Below are 19,831 nucleotides of genomic sequence, written 5' to 3' on the forward strand. Positions count from 1 at the left end.
GATGTGTTACAGCAAAGAAAGTGTGAGACAAAGAATGAAAGTGAAGCTATAAATTCTTTATACACTGAAAAATGAAAATATAGTTTCACTTTAACCTGCTTGATAATATCAAACGAACCTTTACCCAAAGTCAAAAATGAAGCTATACTTTCACTATCTGAAGATTTAAGAAAATATAGTTTCCCTATGAATACCATCAAATCAACAGCAAAACGCACCGCAGTCGTTTTTCCAAAGCACAAAAAGGTGTTAAGCATCTTGGGCGAGAACTTAACTCTGGCGATGAAGCGACGCGGCATTACCCAAGAAATGCTGCACGACAGAACTGGTCTGTCTAAACCAACGTTACGAAAAATCCTAAAGGGTGATCCTTCCGTTTCGCTTGGTCACTATGTCAACGTATTAGCCTCTTTAGGTCTCTTGGAAGACCTAGCCAAAGTCGCCTTTGATGACGAGCTGGGAAGAAAGCTGCAAGACATCCAATTGCTGAACAAAAAATAAGAGTGTCGCATTATGGAAATCTACGTTTATGCTGATTGGACTGATTCAACCGACCCTATATTAGTTGGCACATTACGGTCGTCAGAAATTAGAGGCAAAGAACATTTCAGCTTTAGTTATGACAGGACATGGCTAACTTCTAATTATGTTCGCCAAATTGACCCTTCTTTAAAACTATTCGTTGGCGAACAACATGCGCTGGCTGATAAGAATTTCAAAATATTTCTAGACTCATGCCCTGACCGTTGGGGTCGATTGTTAATGCAACGCAGAGAAGCGGTGGTTGCTAGACAGGAAAAACGGCGAGCAAAAAACCTATACGAGACGGATTACTTACTAGGTGTTCACGATTCATTTCGCATGGGAGCACTGCGCTTTTGTACATCACCAACGGGCCCATTTTTAGACGATAGCCATGAGCTGGCAGCACCTGCAATAACCAGCTTACCCGAGCTACAACATGCCGCCAACAAAATCGAAGAAACTCCGGATTTAGATAATCCAGATTATCTGAAATGGCTCAATATGCTGATCTCACCGGGTTCATCACTAGGCGGAGCCAGGCCAAAGGCGTCAATAAGAAATCACGATAACAGTTTGTGGTTAGCTAAGTTTCCTAGCCGTCACGATGATTACGATATTGGCTTATGGGAGTTCATTGTTTATCAAATGGCCATAGAGTCTGGCATCGAAATGGCTGAATCGAAAGTCGAAGCCATTGGCAGACATCATACTTTTTTAACAAAAAGGTTCGACCGTACCGAAACAGGAAAGCGACTACACTTCAGCTCTGCGATGACTCAACTAGAGTACTTTGATGGTCAGGATGATGGAGCAAGTTACTTAGAGCTGGCTGAGTTTCTGATCCAACACGGTTCTAATACTCGGCAAGACCTCGAACAACTGTGGACCAGAATACTGTTTAACATCATGGTCTCGAACTGTGATGATCATCTGAGAAATCACGGATTCATTCTGGAGTCCACTGGCTGGCGACTATCTCCCGCCTACGATATCAACCCTATGTTATACGCCTCTGGTCTACACCTTAATATTGATGACGTAAGCAATGCGCTTTCGATTGACTTAGCATTTGACGTTGCAGAGTATTTTCACGTTAGCGACAGTAAAGCCAAGGCCATTCACAAAAGATTGTTAAAGGCCGTTTCACAATGGGAAGTCCTTGCCCAACAAATGGGTATCCGCAAAGAAGAAAGGGAACTATTGAGAGACTGCTTTATACTCGACTAGAACACATTTACACTTTTATGCGCGTAAAAAAGCAAAATTACACACTTTTATGCGCATAAAAGTGTGTAATTAGTTATAGTATAGACCGTTAACAATCTTAATTGGCGGGAAATAACAATGCAGCGCAACTTACTCAACGTCCTAATAGCATGGAAAAACCAACCTGCTCGCAAGCCGTTATTGATTGATGGTGCAAGGCAAACAGGTAAAACGTATCTGCTGCAGGAATTGTTTGGTAACACCTTTGCCAACATCCTTCGTATCGATTTTCTTGAAAATCCCGTCTACAAAGAAGCGTTCGATGGCTCACTGTCACCTGATGAGCTATTAATGAACATTGAGCTTTTAACCAATCAGGCGTTCAATCCAGAAACCGATCTGCTGATATTAGATGAAATTGGCGAATGTGAACGCGCTGTTACTTCGCTTAAGTATTTTGCTGAAAAAGCACCGTCCTATTTTGTCGCAGCCAGCGGCTCAAACATTGGCTTACTCAACACCTTCCCTGTGGGCAAGGTAGAACAATACAATTTACGACCACTGACCTTCCAAGAATTTATTTACGCATCCAACGAGCAAGCGCTGATCAAAGCGTTTGATAGTCAAGCCAGCACACCCGCTGTGCACACTAAATTGATGGATAAACTAACAGACTACTTTTTTACCGGTGGTATGCCAGAAGCCGTTTCTGCTTGGTATCAGTTTAAAGACGCCAGCATTTTAGATCGGGTTGAAAAAGTCACTAAAATTCATGCGGATTTACTTGAAGGTTATCGTCGCGATTTTGGTAAGTACGCGGGCAAGGTAGACGCCACACTGATTGAATCAGTATTTAATAGCATTCCAGCCCAGCTATCACTTGTCAGCGATGAATCGGTTAAACGCTTTAAATTTAAGCATGTGCATGAGCGCAAATCTCGTTATAGCGACTTTGAAACCGCGATCCATTGGCTTCACTGCTGCCGCTTAGCCTTGCCAAACTACCCTATTGAAGGGCTGCCAAGATCACCACTGGCAGCCTATAAAAAAGAAAATATGGTTAAACTGTTTATGTTTGATGTGGGCCTGCTCAATCATATGCTAGGCAGTAGTTATAAAGAGATTAAGCAACAAAACTACGAACTCTCTGCTTATAACTACAAAGGCTATGTGGCTGAAAACTTTGTGCAACAAGAGCTCACTGCTATTGGCGTTGACCCAAGCTATTCATGGAATGACGCCCGCGCCGAGATCGAATTTATTTTGGCAACCGATGAAGGCGATATCGTCCCTGTGGAAGTCAAAAGTGGTAAACGTACCCGCGCAAAGTCACTCGCGTCTTACATCGATAAATGCGCACCAAACAAAACATTCAAACTCACTGGCACACAAGGCTCATCAGCGTTAGAGCAAACCAATATCGTGATGCCTCTGTATTTCACCCAGTATTTACCACAGAAATGGTAAAAAAGCGTTGCGAACCGAGGTCGACACAAAGTGACTTTAAGCGTAATTTAACTCTGACCCGTTTTATTCAATGTGCTAAACAACGATATCAAAGATTTCAGGCTGTACTAGTAAAACAAATATAGAGGAGCATGCGGGTTCCTTTATAATACTTGCCCTAACTTTACAATTTGGGCAAATTGAAATTTCTGCGCTCAAACTCAATGAAAACTCATAGCATCTCGTAACTATGATCCTAAACCTGCCTACACACTCTCTCCTAATACACTCACCCTATTAGCAAGAATGGTTGGCCGATCAAACTTGCTCGCCCGGCAAAATTCTTAGTAATTTAATGAGAAGTATAATTCGAAAGCTGAAGGCTAGCATAACTACTCACTTCCACAATTTTTACTCCTCTCCAAAACAACGCTTTAGTAGGGAAACTTACAAGATAAGACTGCTACTCAAGGTGGGCTTTCCAGAGTTTTCAATATCAAAGAGCCTCAAAGTGCAAAATATCTCTACTACTAAGTAACTTGAGATATTTTTACCAACTTGTTCGCATATTCCTTAGACAGTAATCATGAAAACGTGTACACTTTGGATACACATTGTTATCACATTGGATCTACAGAAATGAAATCAGCAGCCATGAGAATTAGGGTAGAACCTGAGCTACATGATGACTTTTTGGCAGCATGCAGAAGTCAGGATTTACCAGCGTCTTTGGTCCTAAGACAGTTTATGAAAGCTTTTGTGGAAGAAAATATCGTTGATACCCAACAAGATCTTTTCGAAATGGCTAAAAAGATTGGAAAAACTAACAAATAACTGTATATATAGACAGTATATATTTTGGGGAACTGAATATGAGCGATAAGATAGAATCCAAGTACAAAGTAGTGAGCCTTTTCTCTGGATGTGGTGGCATGGATCTAGGCTTTAAGCAGGCAGGTTATGAAATTGTTTGGGCCAATGATATTGATGAAGATGCTTGTGATACCTACGAGAAGAATATAGGCCCTATAAATAGGGGCGATATAGCCCAATATGATATACCAACCTTCGAACATACGGATGTTCTTGTAGCTGGTTTTCCCTGCCAACCATTTTCAAACGCAGGTTCCAGAAAGGGAACAAGTGATCCTCGTGGAATGTTATATGAGCATACGTTTAAGTTCATAGATAAATTATCCCCTAAAGCAGTTGTGTTCGAGAATGTTAGAGGCTTACTTAGCACTACAACCGAGAACGGAAAACTAATTGATGAGTTAGTAAGTCGGTTAGAAAAAGACTATGGATATCATGTTTCCTACAGGTTGCTGAACCTGAGCCATTTTGGGGTTCCTCAAAATCGAATTCGAGTGGTTCTAATTGCCATCAAAAATGCAAACTATATTGACCATGTTTTCCCAGAGGTTGTTGATGATAAAGATTTGTGCATTGAAGCAACATTGAAGGGCATAAACGATAAGTTGCCTAACCAGCAAGAGCTAATGAAGTTAAATCCTCAAGCTTTGCACTATGGCTCTATGATTCCTGAAGGTGGATCTTGGAAGAGTCTCGCTTACGATGTACTGCCTGAAAGATGGAAGAAAATTAGAGATAATATGGCTAAATATCATTATCCAAATTTCTTTCGACGATATGCTAGAGATGAGATACAAGGGACTATTACAGCAGCGTTCAAACCTGAAAATGCTGGAGTCTGGCATCCTACTCAGGATCGAATCTATTCTGTGCGAGAAATCGCTCGATTCCAAACTTTCCCGGATGAATTTATTTTTGAAGGTAGAACGATCAAATCGAAGTATCAACAAATTGGAAATGCAGTCCCACCGCTGATTGCTCAAAAAATTGGTATGCAACTCAAAAGCTATTTTAAGAATACTGCTGTTACAGAGTTGAAGAGAAGCAAGATAGAAAGTACATTACTCAATGTTAATCAACCAATTAGCAACCAAAAAATATCTCTTTCACTATTCTAGGGGACATGGATGTACTTTTCTGAGGAATTCGTTCTTGCTGCATATAAGGGTTTAAAAAAAATAGACCCTTCGGTGGGAAAATCTCGGCAGGAAAAAGTAAGCGCTTTACGACACTTATTGGCTTCCTGCGAACTAATGAAAAAAAACAATACCGACTCAGTGAGCCTTCAAGTCAATGACAACAAAGCTAGGACAGATTTTATTAATGCAGTTAGTAGAGTTGTATCCTTAAGTGATGACGGTGATTACACAATTGACTTTGATGTAGAATTCGCAAAGCGGAACGATTTTGGCGTTCGCAGCAACTTTTATACAACTAGATTGAAAGATAGTCGTTCTCATAGCATAGAGTACCCCGGTCGACCAAAGCCATTACTTCACATGGATAACGAAGTAGTAAGCCTCACAGAAGACATAACTGAGAACTTAAAATCAGCTTTCAATATTGAGAAAATAAGAGCTTATCTTTCCCTTTGGCTATTTAGAGGCGAAGACTTTAGTTTGACATCCGAAAAGGTCACTACTTCGGAACTCGCGGTCGAATTAGAAAAAAAACTCAGATCAATTTACACATCCAGTATAGCTGAACAGCTTCTTCCTACCGAGTCGGAGTTGGCAATAGTTATCAATGCATGCACAACTCATTTAGCTAATGGGAAATCAAGTCTAGAAAATATTCTTTCTTTGCAAACAGAAGCAACTGACGAGAACACAGTAAAAGAGAAAGCTCATGTACTTAAAAACAATTTAAGTGATGATGATGAGGTTTATATAGCGGCTAGTAAACTTCTAGAACGTGGCTCTAAAGGAATTCTTCTAAGTGGTCCACCCGGCACGAGTAAAACATGGTATGCCCTGAAGCTTGCTATGAAACTGGCTGATGGTGATTTCAATAGAATATCCAGAGTACAGTTCCATCAATCTTATTCATATGAAGATTTCATTGAAGGGCTGGTTGCAACAGGCTCTATAGGTGGAACCGAACCACTTTTCAAACCAAAGTTTAAGACCTTTGTAAATCTTTGCCTAAAAGCTAAAAGTGATATAGACAATAATTATTATTTAATTATAGATGAGTTCACTCGCGGTGACCCAAGTAGAATATTTGGCGAACTGTTAACATACATAGAAGCTGACTATAGAGATATTGAGTTCATACTTCCTTATTCCGAAGAAAAGTTTTACGTTCCTCAAAATGTCATAATTTTGGCGACTATGAATCCATATGATAAATCTGTTATCGACCTAGATGCAGCTATGGAAAGACGATTTGAGGTCATTGAGTTAGCTCCAAATAAAGATATCCTCAAGTCTTTTTTGACTAATAACTCTGTTAAAGGAGTTACAATTGGGAAATTAGTTAACTTTTTCATTACTCTCAATAAGTTTTCAGAACATGGATTCGGACATACATATTTTAAAGACATCAAATCTGAAGAGGATCTAATTATTCTTTGGAATCATAAGTTAAAATTTATTTTTGAGAAAATGTTCAAATACAAAGAGGACGCCTTTAAAGAAATTCGTAACTCTTATTTAGAAATCATAAGTGAGGATGGAAAGGAAAGAATCAAGTGAAGATCATAATTGGAACCGAACGCTCTCCAATTGACGTAGATATATCAGAAATTATTAAAGATGGGGGGAAATTAAATATTCTCCCTCAAGTTAAAAATTACTTTAGTATAGATTATAAACCTAGAGACAATAAACTAAGTCTTGCAGCTAAAGGTTATATAGGTGTAATACCTGTAACAACAGATTTAGCGATAGATATCAGACCTAAGTTCTCTATCAAAAACCTTACGACGATGGTGTCTGTCGCCCAAGGTAAATTTCGTTCACTTAGCTATTTTTCCCGCAAATACAATGAGAAAGAAAACACCCCAGAAATAGTCTATGAGTTTCTAGTTGAAAGCTTTATTGCGGAATTACAAACGTTATACGATGAAGGTATTTACAAAGAATATCTGCTTAGAAATGATGAGCTTTCAAATATAAAAGGTCGATTGGATACAGCTAATTCCATCAGGAAGCTGTGGGGACATGGTAAGTTTCATAAAGCATATTCTTCCTTTTTCGAACATACTTCAAACACTCCCCTTAACCAGCTAATAAAGTTCACTATTCATTATTGCCTGACAAACCTTCCTCCAGACTTACTAAAACAAGAGCATATTTACAAGCCCCTTATCCAATTCTATGATGGATTCAAAGAAGTTGAATTTCCAATTGACTCTAATTTTTTGGAAGAGGTATTCTCCATCATAAAAAATAATAAGATACCAATGCTACGAAGCTACTACATTAATATATGCGAAGTTTGTCGTTTGATAATTACAGGAACAGGAATAGATTTTGACAACCATGGTACTACACTGAACTTAAACAGCTTTGTCGTAGATATGGAAAATATATTTGAGCAGTTTCTCTTAAACACAACGAGAGAGTATAAAACTGTAATTGGGGAAGATATATTAATTCTCGATGGTAATGATGAGGGTAAAAAGCAGTTTTTAGACCCTCCTGGCACCGCAACCGGAACGGCAAAGCCAGATATAATCATAAAAGATCAATATAGAACTCTGCTCATTGCAGATGCGAAGTACAAGCCTTCATCAAAAGAGAGTGATCGCTACCAAGTTATCTCACACGCTCTGAGTTTTAGCTGTAAAACAGCAGCTCTAATTCTACCATCTAAGAACGGACAAACTTATATTGAAAAACTAGGAAGTATTGGTTCCAAAAACACAATAGACGTGTACGAGATATTCATCGATTTATCAGCCGAAAATTTGCAACTAGAGCAAGAGAAGCTAATGCAATTGATCGCCAACACGATAAGTGGTGACATCATAGGTGACATATAGCAAAAAATAAAAAAACAAATCTATTGTTATCAAAAGCTTAGTGAGAATATCAACATTCAGATTCAGAATATTGAGTGATGTAGACAAGCATTAATGCCAAAATTCATTCCACAACTCAGCCTTGTACACAGCGATTAAGTTAGGATGAATCGCAGCTACGACAGGGATTACTTCGGAAGTGACGAACAGACAAAAGGAATATTGCTCCAAAATTACCGTGAGGCAATCGAACATTCGAAGCGGTAAACTAAACGGTAAAAAAGAGTAATAGAGTTAAAATAAAAAAGGCTTTCAAAAGAAAGCCTTTTTTATAAAAGAATAGTTTCTACCAGCGTTCATTAATTTAATGTTCAGTATAATCGAAAGTAAAATTATTATAATCATTAATGTAAGGGGCAGAGTCTGATGTTGTTTGACTATCACTTTTTTTGACCGAAACAAAAGCCGTTGGAGTTGCTTTGTAATGACTGCATTCCTCCAATTTCATTCTTGCTCTGTTTTTAGAATAATTTGGATGCTGCTCACCATAGGCTTTTTCTTGGCTTACCATTTTCATCCAATACAAAGCGATTGCAAAACTGAAAGGGCAGAATATACCTAGAAAGGCGTTAAAAATAGCGCAGTCATTCCCCATAGAGTCGCACCATTTGTTGTAGATGAAGGCACAAAAGAGACAAACACTTTTGACACCAAACCCAGCACCATAGCGACAAACAATGCGCCTACAATGGCAAAAGTATTATCGACTTTAAAAATCGACAAAAGAATACCTAGAATCAACACTAAAAAAGCGCTTCCAACAAACCCTAACTTGCCAACCAGTTTAGAAAGGCCACTAGTCGGGGTATAAACAAAAAATAAACCTAAACTTGCGTATAATACTACTGCGATATTGAAGGTATTAACTCCTATAAAAAAATAAAGGTATCCACCCCAAAGTAGCATTCCCGCATAGGCGGCTAGCAGCTATTGAAGAACTATTTAATTTATCACTATATGCTTTCAAGCCTTTCATCTTTACCCCGCCCAACAAATCTAGTTTACCTAATCCAATATAGTTATTCTGAATGAAAATGTATTAAAGACTATAAAACCGCATTATGTAGAAGCAAACATTACTCATACCTTACGTAAGTCGACATGTTTGGTTAAGATCTATGATTTGGTTTGGAATTTAACTCTGGCGATGAAGCGATGCGGCATTGCCCAACAAATGGGTATCCGCAAAGAAGAAAGGGAACTGTTGAGGGACTGCTTTATACTCGACTAGAACAACCTTACACTTTTATGCACGTAAAAAAGCAGTCACTCGCGTCTTACATCGATAAATGCGCACCAAGCAAAACATTCAAACTCACTGGCACACAAGGCTCATCAGCGTTAGAGCAAACCAATATCGTGATGCCTTTGTATTTCACCCAGTATTTACCACAGAACTGGTAAAAAACGTTGCGAGCCGAGGTCGACACAAAGTGACTTTAAGCTTAATTTAACTCTGACCCGTTTTATTTTTAATGCTGTATCTCAAGTGCAAATATACAAACAATTTGGCAACTCGGTATGTGTGAATGTTATCAACGCACTTACTTGCACAGGAAATGGTACAAACCTTACGTGAAGCGGAAGAACAAAAGAAAACTACCATTTGTTCCAAAGTAAATTAGCCAGAAAAATACCTAACCAACTCACTAACATGCTCAGACTGAAAAAGATCAGCCCTTGATGAATCGCTGTAGATCTCCGGCGATTCATCGTCGCCCTCGTTGACAGCATAGCTGATGGCATATCTCGGGGAGTCTTCGTTCTCGCGGTATTGTGGGTTCTGGTGTTCCACCCAAAGGAGGTAATAAGCATCGTTCTGTTGAAAGTAGAACGACGTGCAAATATCGTTTGGTGACGTATTGTTCGTAAGTGCGACAGGCAAATCGCTTGCGTTAAAGCCAAGTTTTAAATTTTCCATATTTTCAGCCTCCATACTGTATATACATACAGAATAAAGCATTCTTCCATAAAAACCAGGCCCTTTTTACAACTCAAGGAAAAAATAGCTACCTGAGATCCACACAAAATTTTTTATAGCCAACAACCTGTTGACCAGCTCTGTCTCGTCAATCATCACTGGTAAGAAAGAAACACCATAATATCCATTTTGAATGGAATAGCGGACATTTTCTAATGGTTAATTTTAGGTTAGGTATTGAGTTAAGTGGGGTTAGGATTCTACTCAATAAGCGCAGATTCAAGAAATCGAATAATATTTCATTAAAAAAGGTGACAGATCCAGTGCCCTAGCTTTGTTAGGACGTTGAGCCTGTCACCTTTGTTCACTGATGTCTTATGACGAGAAAATCAGTCCATTAAACTTTTTGATTTAATGGCTTTTTTGGCGAGTTCTTTGGCGAATTCTGCGATGTCTGCTTCAAAGGCATCGACGTTGTCACGAATATCGTCCAGTTTAACTGTCTGCATAACTCGGTTTTCCATGATCACTTTTCCATTCACGATCGTGGTATCTATGTTGCTTGGATTAGCTTGATACACCAAGGTCGCGTATGGGTTGTAGTTGGGCATCATGTTGGCAGACTGGGTTTCAAAAATGGCAATGTCGGCTTTTTTACCCACTTCCAAAGAACCAATTTGGTCTTCCATATGAAGCGCTTTGGCGCCGCCTAAGGTGGCCATTTCTATCACTTGCTCAGGGATCATAATAGTACGATCAGAATACTTTAGGCGCTGCATATTGGCGGCGTAGCTTAGGGTTTTGACCAAATCCACTTGGTTAGAGCTCATAGGGCCATCGGTTCCCAAACCTATTCTCATGTCTGCACGATACATTTCCCAAGCGGGTGCAATCCCTGTAGCGCCTTTGGCATTCGCCATTGGGTTATATGCAATCCCAACGTCGGCCTCTTTTAAGAGTTTCTGATCGTTTGGCGTTAAATGAATACCATGAGCAATCACAAGGCGTTGATCCAGTACGCCTATTTCAGATAGATACTCAATGGGCGTTTTTGCTTGAGTTTCGCCTTCTAGGCGTTTTTCTTCGTTAGGAAATTCACCCACATGTATTAATACAGGAACATCTTGCTGCTCTGAAAGTGCATGAATCTCTTGTAGTTTTTCCTTACTGACGGTGTAAATCGCATGCGGCGCATAAGCCGGTGTGATCAAAGCGTCACCCTTGTATTCTTCGACAAACTTCTTGCCATACTCCACGCCGCCGTAGGGTGTTTTTGCGTCAACCACAGGGAATTTAATCACGGTTTCGCCCAGCACAGCACGCAAGCCCACTTCTTTGGTGGCCTTAGCCATTTCATCCATGTGGTAATACATGTCGGCGTAAGTCGTCACACCACTTTGAGCCAGTTCTATCGCTCCAAGCTTGGTGGCGTTGTAAATTAAATCACGGCTGAGTTTTTGTGCTTCAAGCGGAAAGAAGTAGGCAAATAGACGATTCGAGATCCCCTCTTCCCCCAGTCCTCGGAAGGCAATCATAGGAAGATGGTTATGAGCATTCACCATTCCCGGCATAATGATTCCGTCATGGGCATCAATCACCTTTTGCGCTTGGTATTGTTGCATTAGTTCATGACCACCGACGGCGATAATGGTGTCATCTTTCACCACCACAACCCCATCATCAATCACTTCCATCTCGGTGTTAATGGTTAAAACTTGACCATTGTGAATAATAAGATCGGCGTTGTCGCCGCGAGGCATTGTTGTACAACCAGCGAGAAAAAACACGCTGGCGATCCCAACCAAATATTGAAACTTCATTGCTAAACCTTACTGTTTTTTAATCTTTAGGTAACTCGGTATTTTAATAATACCTATATAACTATTTATAATATAGACAGTTGATATATAGGGATAATATTTTTACACCTCGCCCTAGCTAATTAATATTGCAAACAATCTAGGCTTTTCCCCTGTCAGCATATCGTCACCAAAGTGTCATATTTTCACGCTAGAGTGGCTGTCACGCTCCCGATCTACTAAATCGAATTCAATACACTCTCATGGGTAAGGAAGACTTTATGAAACGCCTTTGCACTCTCGCTTTTTCCTCTGTTATCGCGGCTAACGCTGCGTATGCGGATTTTTCTTTAGATAGCCGCTACGTTGATAACGATAACGATCTCGTGGCGGATATCCCAACGGACAAATCGCAGCTAACTGACCCTAGCACGCTAATATTTGCCTACACACCAGTAGAAGATCCAGCGGTATACGAAGATGTTTGGTCCGACTTTCTTGAGCACATGGAAGACGTAACGGGCAAGAAGGTAAAATTCTACCCAGTACAGTCCAACGCGGCGCAAATTGAAGCAATGCGTGCAGGTCGTCTTCATGTTGCGGGTTTCAACACAGGTTCAAACCCTCTAGCTGTTGCGTGTGCAGGCTTTCGTCCCTTCGCTATGATGGCAGCAGCCGACGGTTCATTTGGTTATGAGATGGAAATCATCACTTACCCTAGCTCAGGCATCAATTCACCTGAAGACATTAAGGGTAAGAAGCTGGCATTCACGTCTCAAACATCCAATTCCGGCTTTAAAGCACCCTCTGCCATCTTGAAAGCCGATTTTGACATGCTGCCAGAACGTGACTTTGAGCCCGTTTTCTCTGGCAAACACGATAACTCTATTTTGGGTGTTGCCAACAAAGACTACCCTGCTGCGGCCGTCGCCAACTCTGTGTTAAAACGCATGATCTCTCGTGATGTAGTGCAATCTGAACAAATTAAATCCATCTACAAATCACAAACCTTCCCGACTACAGGCTATGGCGTGGCATACAACCTAAAACCAGAGCTGCAAGATAAGATCAAAGAAGCGTTTTTCACGTTTAACTGGGAAGGCAGCAAGCTGAAGCAAGAATTCAAAAATGAAGATCAATTCTTGCCTATCACCTTCAAAGAACATTGGAATGTCATTCGTAAAATTGATACTGCCAATGGCGTTTCTTACAGCTGCAAATAGGCGATAACGTGTTAAAACTTGAACATTTAAAGAAACGCTACAAAACTGGCCCTTGGGTACTGAAAGACATTAGTTTTGAAGTACCTGAAGGAGAAATTGTTGGATTAATCGGCCCCAGTGGGGCCGGTAAATCTACTTTAATCCGCTGTATAAACCGTTTGATCGAACCTTCCGAAGGCAACATTTACTTGGCGGACGCTTGTCTTAGCAAGCTATCCACCAGCCAAATGCGTACCCAACGTCGTAAAATCGGCATGATCTTCCAAGAATATGCACTGGTCGAACGATTAAGCGTGATGGAAAACGTGTTATCTGGTCGCTTGGGTTACTTGCCGTTTTGGCGCAGCTTCTTGCGTAAGTTCCCGAGCAACGACATAGACAATGCCTTTGAATATTTAGACCGTGTTGGCTTAATCGATCACGCCAACAAACGTGCGGATGAACTGTCCGGTGGGCAGCGCCAACGTGTTGGTATTGCTCGTGCCCTCGCGCAGGATCCACGCCTTCTTCTGGTCGATGAACCAACGGCCAGTTTAGACCCGAAAACCTCACGTCAAATCATGCGACTAATCCAGTCCATCTGCCGTGAAAACGGTTTACCGGCGATCATCAACATTCACGATGTTCCATTAGCTCAGCAATTTGTGGATCGTATTATCGGTCTTCAAGGGGGCGAGGTCGTCTTTGATGGCAAACCAGACGAGCTGACCGAAGAAGTGCTGACACGCATTTATGGTGACGAAGACTGGCACCCTACGCCTCAGGATGATGTGGAAGAGCTTGAACAGGCGGAGGTGGCTTAATGCGCACTTGGCAAAGGCCGCATTACCTCGTCCCAAATAAGCGCTGGCGCTTAGCGCTTTGGGCAATATTTATCGCCTATTTAGTCGTTGGTATTGGCAGTGTCGAGGTGAACTGGATGCGCGCTTACGAAGGGTTAGATCGTGGCGCTAAATTTCTTTCTGGCTTTTTACAGCCCGACTTTACCAGCCGAGCAAAAGACATCTACGCAGGCATTTTAGAAAGCCTGACGATGACGGTAACATCCACCGTGGTGGGTGTTTTGCTCTCGCTGCCCTTTGGCGTTGGCGCCGCTCGCAATATTTCGCCTAAGCCGATTTATTTGTTTTGCCGCGCTTTCATTGCTTTGTCGCGCTCTATGCAAGAAATCATTGTGGCGATATTCCTTGTTGCCTTGTTTGGCTTCGGTGCGTTTGCCGGCTTCCTAACGCTGACTTATGCCACCATCGGCTTTCTTGGTAAGTTGCTGGCCGAAGAAATCGAAGGCATTGACCGCAAGCAGTTAGAAGCCATCAGTGCCACTGGCGCCTCTTGGTTGCAGCGCGTTCACATGGCAATTTGGCCGCAAGTTATGCCGCGTATGATTGGTCTGTCTTTCTATCGTTTTGATATCAACTTTCGTGAATCGGCGGTTATCGGCATCGTCGGTGCGGGTGGCATAGGCGCGACTTTGAACACCGCTATCGATCGCTACGAATACGATTCCGCAGGCGCCATTCTTCTTATCATTATTGTCATTGTTATGGCGTGCGAATATTTATCAGGATGGATTAGAAAATGGGTCAGTTAGATCAATCGACGCTTTGGCATAGCAATAACCGTCGCCACGCGCGGATCGTCTGGGGGTTCTGGTTTATCACTGTGTTGCTAACCGTTTACTGCTGGCAGGTGATGAACGAAGAAACCATGTGGATATTTGTCTACGATGCTCCCGAGCAAGGCGCAGATCTTCTTAGCCGCATGTTTCCGCCAAACTGGCTTTATATCAATCAGCTGTATGAAGCCTTGTGGGACACGCTCAATATCGCCACGTTGGGGACATTGCTTGGTGTGATACTGGCGTTTCCCGTTGCTTTTTTGGCCGCCAGAAACACCACACCATCAACTAGGTTTGTTCGCCCTGTGGCGCTGTTTATCATCGCGGCATCGCGCTCTATCAATTCCTTGATTTGGGCATTGCTGCTGGTGTCTATCTTAGGGCCTGGGATTTTGGCGGGCATCATTGCCATCGGTTTACGTTCTATTGGCTTTGTCGCCAAGCTGCTTTATGAAAGCATTGAAGAAACCAATGGCACCAGCGTAGAAGCCATCGAATCCACGGGCGCATCACGCTTTCAGGTGATCAATTACGCGATCATCCCGCAGATATTGCCAGCCTTTTTGAGCATCGCGATTTTCCGTTGGGATATTAATATTCGTGAATCGACGATTTTAGGGCTTGTTGGCGCGGGCGGCATCGGCCTGTTCTTGTCTTCGTCACTGAATACTTTGGCGTGGCCTCAAGTGACGCTGATCATCCTTGTGATCCTTGCCACCGTGGTCGTATCGGAATACTTCTCGGCAAAAGTACGCAGCTTACTTATCTAAACCAAAAGCACCATTAGATCTCACGGCCTAATGGTGCAAATGGGTTCCTTTTCGTTCCTACGATTTATTCATATCGCGACGCAGTGCCTGTAATTCTTGCTGGAGCTGCTGCATTTGCTCCATTAGCTGTTTTTGAGTCGCTTTTTCTTCATCCATCTCGTCTTTGTGTTCATCATCATGCATGGTCTGTACAGCATTGACGATAACGGCAATGAAGAGGTTAAGCATGGTAAAAGTGGCGATCAGAATGAATGGAATAAAAAACGCCCAAGCATAAGGGAAAGCTTCCATGACAGGCCGCGCAATCCCCATTGACCAGCTTTCTAGAGTCATTACTTGGAACAAGGTATACAGCGAAGCACCTAGGCTGCCAAACCATTCAGGAAACGCCTCACCAAACAACTTAGTCACCATGACCGCAGCCACGTAATACACAAGCCCCAGCACCATAGCGATAGATAACATGCCATTCAGGGATTTAATCAAAGCTCCGACTATTTTCTTCATCGATGGGACAAAAGTCAGAACACGCAACACTCGCAATACTCTGAGTGAACGCAATACAGCGAAAGGCCCACTCGCCGGAACCAGCGCGATGCCCACCACAATGAAGTCGAACACATTCCAGCCGTCTTTGAAAAAAGCCAAGCGATGCACAAATAAACGGATGGTTAACTCCACCACAAACACCGCCAATATAACTTTGTCCAAGGCGATTAAAAACGGACCAACAGCAGCCATGATATCTGACGAGGTTTCTAACCCTAGAATCACCGCATTAACTAAAATAAATGCCAGCAAAATACGCTGTACCGTGATGTTTTCAATAAACACCTTTAAACGCTGACGAATTGAATTCGCAGGCACAAACAGTGTACTGGACATGATCACCTCAATTTAAACATTCTAAACAGGGAGTAAATGGATGCCATTCTATGGCAAGGCCAAAGAAGATCAATCTATTTTGATGTAAACAAATTAGGCAATTAGAGGATTATGACTGCCCGCTTTTGCTTAATCTTTTGATACCAAGCACACACAAAAACAGTCTACTGATCAAAGAAATATCCTCGTGATATTCAGTCAAACTGGTCAGTAGAACGTTAAAACGCCTTATCCTAAGTTAAATCAAAATAGTGGATTACCCTTTACAAAGCTTTTTGTTACTCTGTAAAAACTCCAAACAAAAAGAGGTTTGAACATGAAGTTTCCATTATTAGTCATTGCGGTAACACTTGCATTAGCTGGCTGCGCAAATACTTGGGAAGGCGTGAAAGAAGACTCCTCAAAAGCGTACAACAGCACGAAAGAAACGATTCATGAAGCGACTGAATAAGTCACTTTTATAAGTCATGACCGTATTTTAAAGCCCGCTTTTACGCTATGTAAAAGCGGGCTTTTTCACATACAAAGGTCCGCAGAAAACGCATTTTTACAAGCATCAAATAACCATTGGTAAGCGGGGCCGCGGTTCGCGCCTTTTTTGGAGACCAAATCCACAGGAACAGACCAAGGCTTGTGGTCAAAAGTCACGTCGATTTTATGAATATCACCGGTTTCGATGAATGGTTGAACCAAGGATAAGGGCAAATACGCCCAACCTATTTTTTGTTGTATCAACTCTAAAACCGCGTAGTTACTTGTACACCACCATGCGTTTGGCGTCATGCTGATTAAGGCTTGCGACTCTTTTTTAAAAAAACCACGAACGGCTATTTGCCGATAGGGTGCAAGGTCAGATTCCGACAATAAGCTCAGCTCTGCCAAAGGAAAGTCACAGTGGCAAACAGCAATAAAGTCCACACCGCCCACGTAGCAGAAATCAACTTGCTTGTTCGCTTCTACCTCTGAAAACATAATCCCCATATCAATATTACCATTCGCCACGGCTTCGGTAATATCGGGAGAAGCAAGGGATACGATGTCTAGCTGGACATAAGGAAATTGCTGAGCAAATAGCGCAAATATCGACGACACATGAGGGGCGATTAACGCATCATCAATGGCAATGGTGAGCGCACTTTCTTCGCGTCGATGAATGGATTCGGCAATTTTTTCAAACTCATGGGACTGGGCTAAAAGCGCTTTCGCACTGCGAATTAAGCGCTCCCCTTCTGATGTTAGCTTTGGACTGCGAGAGGTGCGATCAAACAGTTCAACCCCCAAGTCTATTTCTAAGCTGCTGATGCCGTGGCTCACGGCGGACTGAACCTTGCCTAGTTTTCTCGCGCACGCTGAAAAAGACCCTAATTCAGCGGACAACACCAACATATTAATTTGTTCAAGACTTAACATATGAAAAATATCGATAGTTAATAACTTTTTATCATCATAAATATCGATACTATAAAAAGCAACTTCGCCCACATGAATGCGAATATTTTTAGTATGGAGTAATGGAAATGAGTTGGTTGTATTTGCTACTGGCAGGATTAACAGAAATCGGTTGGCCTGTTGGGCTAAAGATGGCGCAATCAGGAGGATCAAAACTGTTGGGGATTTCTATTGCCATTTTCTTTATGGCGGTCAGTGGTACCTTGCTTTGGTTGGCACAGAAAGAAATTCCCATGGGAACCGCCTATGCGGTTTGGACAGGAATCGGTGCATCTGGTACGTTTCTGCTAGGTATTTGGTTTTATGGCGATCCGACATCCTTGCTTCGCTACATGGGCGTACTGCTGATTATCCTTGGCGTGGTGGTGTTAAAGTTTGCCCATTAAGTTGGGCAATTCACCTTGCGTTATGGTGAGTAAAGCCGAAAAATAAGCTGACCACTCTTCAGCCTGTGAGCCTATCGAGATGATCCACCGTGTTAACCTAAATTTGTTGCGTTCCTTAAAGGTGTTGCTAGAGGAGCGTCATGTTAGCCACGCGGCCGATAAATTGAATCTGACGCAATCGGCGGTGAGCCGCCAACTCAGTCAACTACGAAGCTTATTTGCCGATCCATTGCTCATTCGCGAAGGCAATACCTTGATTCCCACACCCAAAGCATTGCAGCTGCAAGCAAAGTTAGCGCATTGGTTTCTGGAGTTGGATGATTTACTGGTGGAAGAAGCATTCGATCCGGAAAAGTGGCATGGGGAATTTGTGCTCTCTTCCAGCGATTATGTGGCGCAGTATATTTTGCCCAATATTTTCGAAGCCTTGGCGGTACAAGCCCCCAATGTATCCATACAGTATCGTTTGTGGCAGCCGGATTTATTGCCTCAACTTGCTACCTCGGATATTCAATTGGCATCAAGCATGTCTCCGACACAACCAGAAGGTGTGTCTTCTATTCAAATAGGTGAAGACGTCCCAGTTTGCGTAATGAGCCGTGCCCACCCTTTGGCTAAGCAAGACTCTTTAAGTGTGACCGATCTACTCGCTTACGCGCATATTAAAGTGATCGGTGGTGGCGACAAAGACAGTTACGTGGATGAAGCATTGGCCAATCTACAAAAGCAGCGCCGTTTTGCGCTAAAAGTGCCATTTTTCTATGCGGCGGCGCAATCGCTGTGTCAAAGTCAGCACCTCATGGTGATTCCAGAGCACATTGCCCGAAACTTAAAAAAGCACTTCTCGCTTACCTATAAACCCCTTCCCATCACTACACCACGTCATAAGTACTGGCTCTTATGGCATGCTAAATACGACAACGACCCTTCTCACCTATGGATCAGAAGCCTTGTTTTGCAGGTAATGTCAGAAGCCACTTACTCCATTGGTTATGACGCAAAATCATAGCCATCATGAGAAAATATGATTTCATATAATACTAAGGGCTTGCTAATCTGCTTCCATCATTAAGGAGCAAGCGTATGTCACTGTCTATTTGGTTTTCCCTATTCACCATTTGTTTACTTGGCGCCATCTCACCAGGGCCAAGTCTCGCGATGGTCATTAAACACAGTTTAGCGGGTGGTCGAGCAAACGGTTTGGCTACGTCTTGGGCGCACGCAACGGGCATTGGCTTGTACGCATTGCTGTCTATGCTTGGCTTGGCGGTGATTTTCCATCAGTTGCCTTTGCTATTTAATATCATCAGTTACGCGGGGGCGGCGTATTTGGCTTACCTTGGTGTGAATGCTCTGCGTTCCAAAGGTGGCATTGCGGCCAAACTGGAATCCGGCACTCGCGTTAGTGTGTTTCAGTCAGCCAAAGAAGGTTTTCTGGTCTCGATTTTAAGCCCTAAAATAGCCTTGTTTTTTGCCGCGCTATTCAGCCCTTTTGTTGCCGAAGTCCATCAGGTCAGTGGAAAAATGCTTATGGTAGCAACACCTTGGCTGGTGGATGGTCTTTGGTACACCTTGATAGCATGCCTGTTATCGAATGTGCATTTCTTGGAAAAATTGCGCAGCAAAGCCATGTGGATTGATCGTCTATCTGGCTTGTCATTAATTTTCTTGGCGCTGTATATTCTGAAGACGGTCTAAGCCCA

Annotated in this window: 21 protein-coding genes and 1 pseudogene; 16 read left to right on the plus strand and 6 right to left on the minus strand. The window is 42.3% G+C overall.

Annotated elements, in window-relative coordinates; genetic code table 11:
• Positions 1-186 precede the first annotated feature (186 nt).
• From DFP75_RS16095 to DFP75_RS16125, 7 genes are all read left to right on the plus strand, one after another.
• A complete protein-coding gene (locus DFP75_RS16095) occupies positions 187-501 on the plus strand; it encodes a helix-turn-helix domain-containing protein (RefSeq protein WP_110577073.1) in 315 nt (104 codons plus the stop codon).
• 12 nt (positions 502-513) lie between these two features.
• Complete coding sequence (locus tag DFP75_RS16100; protein WP_110577074.1) at positions 514-1,752, plus strand: type II toxin-antitoxin system HipA family toxin; 1,239 nt, start codon at positions 514-516, stop codon at positions 1,750-1,752.
• 117 nt (positions 1,753-1,869) lie between these two features.
• Positions 1,870-3,198 carry an ATP-binding protein gene (locus tag DFP75_RS16105; protein WP_110577075.1) on the plus strand — a complete coding sequence of 443 codons (1,329 nt, stop codon included), beginning with the start codon at positions 1,870-1,872 and terminating at the stop codon, positions 3,196-3,198.
• 618 nt (positions 3,199-3,816) lie between these two features.
• Complete coding sequence (locus DFP75_RS16110; protein ID WP_220032649.1) at positions 3,817-4,011, plus strand: plasmid-related protein; 195 nt, start codon at positions 3,817-3,819, stop codon at positions 4,009-4,011.
• Between the two features lie 38 nt (positions 4,012-4,049).
• A complete protein-coding gene (locus DFP75_RS16115; protein ID WP_110577076.1) occupies positions 4,050-5,168 on the plus strand; it encodes a DNA cytosine methyltransferase in 1,119 nt (372 codons plus the stop codon).
• A gap of 9 nt (positions 5,169-5,177) precedes the next feature.
• The gene (locus DFP75_RS16120; protein ID WP_110577077.1) at positions 5,178-6,746 is read left to right on the plus strand and encodes an McrB family protein; all 1,569 of its coding nucleotides are present in this window, start codon (positions 5,178-5,180) and stop codon (positions 6,744-6,746) included.
• Entirely contained in the window at positions 6,743-8,038 is a 1,296-nt protein-coding gene (locus DFP75_RS16125; protein ID WP_110577078.1) for an McrC family protein, read from the plus strand. Before DFP75_RS16120 ends, DFP75_RS16125 begins: the two co-directional genes overlap by 4 nt.
• 343 nt (positions 8,039-8,381) lie before the next feature.
• On the opposite strand, the gene DFP75_RS16130 is transcribed toward DFP75_RS16125, so the two are convergent.
• A complete protein-coding gene (locus DFP75_RS16130; RefSeq protein WP_110577079.1) occupies positions 8,382-8,588 on the minus strand; it encodes a hypothetical protein in 207 nt (68 codons plus the stop codon).
• Positions 8,589-8,635: 47 nt separating this feature from the next.
• On the minus strand, positions 8,636-8,800 hold the full coding sequence (locus tag DFP75_RS18465; RefSeq protein WP_181417044.1) for a hypothetical protein: 165 nt from the start codon (positions 8,798-8,800) through the stop codon (positions 8,636-8,638).
• A gap of 534 nt (positions 8,801-9,334) precedes the next feature.
• Here DFP75_RS18465 and DFP75_RS16140 point away from each other — a divergent pair.
• Positions 9,335-9,481, plus strand: a pseudogene (locus DFP75_RS16140) (AAA family ATPase); the annotation flags it as partial.
• Between the two features lie 217 nt (positions 9,482-9,698).
• On the opposite strand, the gene DFP75_RS16145 reads toward DFP75_RS16140, so the two are convergent.
• Both DFP75_RS16145 and DFP75_RS16150 read right to left on the minus strand, forming a co-directional pair.
• Complete coding sequence (locus DFP75_RS16145; protein ID WP_110577081.1) at positions 9,699-9,998, minus strand: hypothetical protein; 300 nt, start codon at positions 9,996-9,998, stop codon at positions 9,699-9,701.
• A 389-nt stretch (positions 9,999-10,387) separates the two neighbouring features.
• Positions 10,388-11,818, minus strand: a complete 1,431-nt coding sequence (locus DFP75_RS16150; protein WP_110577082.1) for an amidohydrolase — start codon at positions 11,816-11,818, stop codon at positions 10,388-10,390.
• Between the two features lie 260 nt (positions 11,819-12,078).
• Here DFP75_RS16150 and phnD point away from each other — a divergent pair, with 260 nt between their 5' ends.
• Genes phnD through phnE (DFP75_RS16170) form a run of 4 tightly spaced genes read left to right on the plus strand, consistent with a single transcriptional unit; the run spans position 12,079 to position 15,408 of the window.
• Positions 12,079-13,020 carry a phosphate/phosphite/phosphonate ABC transporter substrate-binding protein gene (gene phnD, locus DFP75_RS16155; protein WP_110577083.1) on the plus strand — a complete coding sequence of 314 codons (942 nt, stop codon included), beginning with the start codon at positions 12,079-12,081 and terminating at the stop codon, positions 13,018-13,020.
• Positions 13,021-13,028: 8 nt separating this feature from the next.
• Positions 13,029-13,823, plus strand: a complete 795-nt coding sequence (gene phnC, locus DFP75_RS16160; protein WP_110577084.1) for a phosphonate ABC transporter ATP-binding protein — start codon at positions 13,029-13,031, stop codon at positions 13,821-13,823.
• Positions 13,823-14,611 (plus strand): phosphonate ABC transporter, permease protein PhnE, encoded by a 789-nt coding sequence (phnE, locus tag DFP75_RS16165; protein WP_110577085.1) that lies wholly within the window; start codon positions 13,823-13,825, stop codon positions 14,609-14,611. Before phnC ends, phnE (DFP75_RS16165) begins: the two co-directional genes overlap by 1 nt.
• Positions 14,599-15,408: a phosphonate ABC transporter, permease protein PhnE gene (gene phnE / locus DFP75_RS16170; protein ID WP_110577086.1), complete on the plus strand. Its 810-nt coding sequence runs from the start codon at positions 14,599-14,601 to the stop codon at positions 15,406-15,408. Before phnE (DFP75_RS16165) ends, phnE (DFP75_RS16170) begins: the two co-directional genes overlap by 13 nt.
• A 57-nt stretch (positions 15,409-15,465) precedes the next feature.
• On the opposite strand, the gene DFP75_RS16175 is transcribed toward phnE (DFP75_RS16170), so the two are convergent.
• Complete coding sequence (locus tag DFP75_RS16175) at positions 15,466-16,293, minus strand: ion transporter (protein WP_110577087.1); 828 nt, start codon at positions 16,291-16,293, stop codon at positions 15,466-15,468.
• A 316-nt stretch (positions 16,294-16,609) separates the two neighbouring features.
• On the opposite strand from DFP75_RS16175, the gene DFP75_RS18720 reads away from it, so the two are divergent.
• On the plus strand, positions 16,610-16,744 hold the full coding sequence (locus DFP75_RS18720) for an entericidin EcnAB (protein WP_110577088.1): 135 nt from the start codon (positions 16,610-16,612) through the stop codon (positions 16,742-16,744).
• 65 nt (positions 16,745-16,809) lie between these two features.
• Here the strand turns inward: DFP75_RS18720 and DFP75_RS16185 are convergent, their stop codons facing one another.
• Positions 16,810-17,703: a LysR family transcriptional regulator gene (locus DFP75_RS16185; RefSeq protein WP_110577131.1), complete on the minus strand. Its 894-nt coding sequence runs from the start codon at positions 17,701-17,703 to the stop codon at positions 16,810-16,812.
• A 107-nt stretch (positions 17,704-17,810) separates the two neighbouring features.
• Here DFP75_RS16185 and DFP75_RS16190 point away from each other — a divergent pair, with 107 nt between their 5' ends.
• The 3 genes from DFP75_RS16190 (at position 17,811) to DFP75_RS16200 (ending at position 19,826) form a co-directional block, all read left to right on the plus strand.
• Positions 17,811-18,128: a DMT family transporter gene (locus tag DFP75_RS16190; RefSeq protein ID WP_110577089.1), complete on the plus strand. Its 318-nt coding sequence runs from the start codon at positions 17,811-17,813 to the stop codon at positions 18,126-18,128.
• 79 nt (positions 18,129-18,207) lie between these two features.
• Positions 18,208-19,137 (plus strand): LysR family transcriptional regulator, encoded by a 930-nt coding sequence (locus DFP75_RS16195; protein WP_110577090.1) that lies wholly within the window; start codon positions 18,208-18,210, stop codon positions 19,135-19,137.
• A 74-nt stretch (positions 19,138-19,211) separates the two neighbouring features.
• Entirely contained in the window at positions 19,212-19,826 is a 615-nt protein-coding gene (locus DFP75_RS16200) for a LysE family translocator (RefSeq protein ID WP_110577091.1), read from the plus strand.
• The last annotated feature ends 5 nt before the right edge of the window (positions 19,827-19,831 follow it).

The organism is Marinomonas alcarazii (assembly GCF_003208215.1).
GTDB classification, from domain to species: domain Bacteria; phylum Pseudomonadota; class Gammaproteobacteria; order Pseudomonadales; family Marinomonadaceae; genus Marinomonas; species Marinomonas alcarazii.

Excerpts from the sequence above, each read along its gene's own strand:
- DFP75_RS16095 (WP_110577073.1), top strand. The coding sequence starts at position 187 with ATGAATACCATCAAATCAACAGCAAAACGCACCGCAGTCGTTTTTCCA.
- DFP75_RS16100 (WP_110577074.1), top strand. The coding sequence starts at position 514 with ATGGAAATCTACGTTTATGCTGATTGGACTGATTCAACCGACCCTATA.
- DFP75_RS16105 (WP_110577075.1), top strand. The coding sequence starts at position 1,870 with ATGCAGCGCAACTTACTCAACGTCCTAATAGCATGGAAAAACCAACCT.
- DFP75_RS16110 (WP_220032649.1), top strand. The coding sequence starts at position 3,817 with ATGAAATCAGCAGCCATGAGAATTAGGGTAGAACCTGAGCTACATGAT.
- DFP75_RS16115 (WP_110577076.1), top strand. The coding sequence starts at position 4,050 with ATGAGCGATAAGATAGAATCCAAGTACAAAGTAGTGAGCCTTTTCTCT.
- DFP75_RS16120 (WP_110577077.1), top strand. The coding sequence starts at position 5,178 with ATGTACTTTTCTGAGGAATTCGTTCTTGCTGCATATAAGGGTTTAAAA.
- DFP75_RS16130 (WP_110577079.1), bottom strand. The coding sequence starts at position 8,588 with ATGGTAAGCCAAGAAAAAGCCTATGGTGAGCAGCATCCAAATTATTCT.
- DFP75_RS16145 (WP_110577081.1), bottom strand. The coding sequence starts at position 9,998 with ATGGAAAATTTAAAACTTGGCTTTAACGCAAGCGATTTGCCTGTCGCA.
- DFP75_RS16150 (WP_110577082.1), bottom strand. The coding sequence starts at position 11,818 with ATGAAGTTTCAATATTTGGTTGGGATCGCCAGCGTGTTTTTTCTCGCT.
- phnD (WP_110577083.1), top strand. The coding sequence starts at position 12,079 with ATGAAACGCCTTTGCACTCTCGCTTTTTCCTCTGTTATCGCGGCTAAC.
- phnE (WP_110577085.1), top strand. The coding sequence starts at position 13,823 with ATGCGCACTTGGCAAAGGCCGCATTACCTCGTCCCAAATAAGCGCTGG.
- phnE (WP_110577086.1), top strand. The coding sequence starts at position 14,599 with ATGGGTCAGTTAGATCAATCGACGCTTTGGCATAGCAATAACCGTCGC.
- DFP75_RS16175 (WP_110577087.1), bottom strand. The coding sequence starts at position 16,293 with ATGTCCAGTACACTGTTTGTGCCTGCGAATTCAATTCGTCAGCGTTTA.
- DFP75_RS18720 (WP_110577088.1), top strand. The coding sequence starts at position 16,610 with ATGAAGTTTCCATTATTAGTCATTGCGGTAACACTTGCATTAGCTGGC.
- DFP75_RS16185 (WP_110577131.1), bottom strand. The coding sequence starts at position 17,703 with ATGTTAAGTCTTGAACAAATTAATATGTTGGTGTTGTCCGCTGAATTA.
- DFP75_RS16190 (WP_110577089.1), top strand. The coding sequence starts at position 17,811 with ATGAGTTGGTTGTATTTGCTACTGGCAGGATTAACAGAAATCGGTTGG.
- DFP75_RS16195 (WP_110577090.1), top strand. The coding sequence starts at position 18,208 with ATGATCCACCGTGTTAACCTAAATTTGTTGCGTTCCTTAAAGGTGTTG.
- DFP75_RS16200 (WP_110577091.1), top strand. The coding sequence starts at position 19,212 with ATGTCACTGTCTATTTGGTTTTCCCTATTCACCATTTGTTTACTTGGC.